Here is a 2236-nt window from a genome sequence, read left to right as displayed (position 1 = left end):
TGCGGGTCCACCGCGTTCCCGCCAACGCGGACGCGGTGCGCGTGGCCGCCGCCTGGCGCGCCGCCGCGGCCCGGTCATGACGGCAGCGGCGAGGTCTGTCGTACTCGCGCTCGGCAGTAACCTCGGGGAGAGGCGCGACATCCTGCAAGGGGCTGTCGACGCCATCGCCGCGCTACCGGAGGTGCAGGTCATGGCGGTGTCGCCGGTCTACGAGACGGTGCCTGTCGGCGGTCCGCCGCAGCCGGACTACCTGAACGCCGTGCTGCTGGCGCGTACCGCGCTGCCGTCACGGGCGCTGCTCAGCCGGCTGCACGAGATCGAGGCCGCGTTCGACCGGGAGCGCTCGGTGCGCTGGGGTCCGCGCACACTGGACATCGACATCATCACCGTCGCCGGCGAGGTCAGCGCGGACCCGGACCTGACCCTGCCGCACCCCAGGGCGCACGAGCGCGCGTTCGTGCTCGCCCCGTGGCACGACGTGGACCAGGACGCGGAGCTCCGCGGCTACGGACCGGTCGCGGCCCTGCTAGCGGCGGCTGACCGCTCCGGCATCCGCAAGAACGGTACGGTGCGCGCGTGAAGCCGACCAGAGCGCGGAGCCTGCTGCTCACCGGCGCCCTCGCCACGGGGGTGACCTGGGCGCTGCTGACCGTCATCTACAGCAAGCTGCCACCGCTCACCTGGACAGGCATCCCCGCCCTGCTGCTCGCGGCGGCGGTAGAGGCGTGGACCGGCCGCGACCTGCGCGCGCGCATCATGGGCAACCCGGGCAGCAAGCCGGTTCCGCCGCTGTTCGCCGCCAGGATGGTGGTCCTCGCCAAGGCCAGCTCGCAGGTGGGCGCGCTGTTCGCCGGGGTCTCCGTCGGCTTCATCGGCTACCTCTCGGGCATGCTCGACGCGGCGACACCGCGCAGCGACTTGATCACGGCGAGCATCTCGTTCGGGTCCTGCCTGATCCTCATCGCCGCGGCCCTGTTCCTCGAGTACTGCTGCCGCGTCCCTGGCGACCCCCACGGGAACCGAGACGACGAACCCGCCCCGCCCCGCCAGTCCCCGTTCCACAACTAACCCCAGTCCACCCACCTCGGGAAGGTGGTCGATGGCCCATCGACCACCTTCTATGGGGGACGATGGGCCATCGACCGCGTTGGGCGCAATCACCTTGCGCACGAAATGGCCACTTGTGACCGATCACATAGCCCGGAAAGTGGTCATTTGGTGCGCAAAGTCAACAGGGGTGACTGGTGTGACCCGTGGTGGATTCCACGGGGACCGTCGCGTGAGTCAGCGAGGTTCCAGGCGGGAGCGGACGACCGGAACCCCTGGCCACCGCCCGACGGGAACGTGGTCGATGCCCCATCGACCACACTCTTTGGTAGACGATGTCACATCGACCACGTTCGGGCGGGGTGCGCGGACCGCGTTGGGCTGCGCGGGTGGCTATCCTTGTCAGCGCGATTCGCCAGCGAAGGGGGCTGTCCCGTACCTGTGGAGACTGGAACAAACGAGCATCCGGCGCGGCTGCGGGTCGGCGTCATCGGGCCCGGCCGGGCAGGCACGGCTCTCGCCCGGGCGCTCGCGCGCGCCGGGCACGTGATCACCGCGGCCTCGGCTGTGTCCGCGGCGTCCAAGCGGCGGGCGCACGAGAACTTCCCTGGCGCCGAACTCGGGGAACCCGCGCAGGTCATCGAGGACGCTGACCTCGTGCTGCTGACCGTGCCCGACGACGTGCTGCCCGGGCTGGTCGAGGGCCTGGCCAACACCGGGGCCCCGTTTCAGGGACGGCTGCTCGCGCACGCGAGCGGCGCGCACGGCATCCGGGTGCTCGACCCCGCCACCGCGGCCGGAGCGCTGCCGCTGGCGATCCACCCGGTCATGACGTTCACCGGGCGTGACGACGACGTGGACAGGATCAAGGGCGTTTCCTTCGGGGTGACGGCGCCCGAGCAGCTCAGGCCGGCCGCCGAGGCGCTGGTCATCGAGATGGGCGGCGAGCCGGTGTTCATCGCGGAGGAGAACAGGCACCTGTACCACGCCGCGCTCGCCTTCGCGGCGAACCACCTGGTCACCCTCGTGGCGGAGGCAGCCGACATGCTTGGCAAAGCCGGTGCCGACAACCCGGGCAGGATGCTCGGCCCGCTGCTCGGCGCCGCCCTGGACAACGCGCTGCGGTTCGGCGACGCCGGCCTCACCGGTCCCGTCGCGCGCGGCGACGACGGCACCGTGGCCGCCCACC

General features: G+C 71.6%; 3 protein-coding genes. All 3 read left to right on the top strand.

Annotated features, from left to right (window positions below; genetic code table 11):
• Positions 1–580 (top strand): 2-amino-4-hydroxy-6-hydroxymethyldihydropteridine diphosphokinase (gene folK / locus WA805_RS30800; RefSeq protein WP_425244083.1); only part of this gene is annotated, 580 nt, incomplete at its 5' end.
• On the top strand, positions 577–1068 hold the full coding sequence (locus WA805_RS30795; protein WP_422290595.1) for a DUF3180 domain-containing protein: 492 nt from the start codon (positions 577–579) through the stop codon (positions 1066–1068). The genes folK and WA805_RS30795, both read left to right, overlap by 4 nt.
• 420 nt (positions 1069–1488) lie before the next feature.
• The coding region (locus tag WA805_RS30790) for a Rossmann-like and DUF2520 domain-containing protein (protein WP_425244082.1) at positions 1489–2236 on the top strand (748 nt) is incomplete at its 3' end.

The sequence above is a fragment of the Trebonia sp. genome, from assembly GCF_049794275.1.
Lineage (GTDB): Bacteria > Actinomycetota > Actinomycetes > Streptosporangiales > Streptosporangiaceae > Trebonia.
The sequence above is the reverse complement of the archived record's forward strand: the minus strand, read 5'-3'. Positions and strand labels throughout refer to the sequence as shown.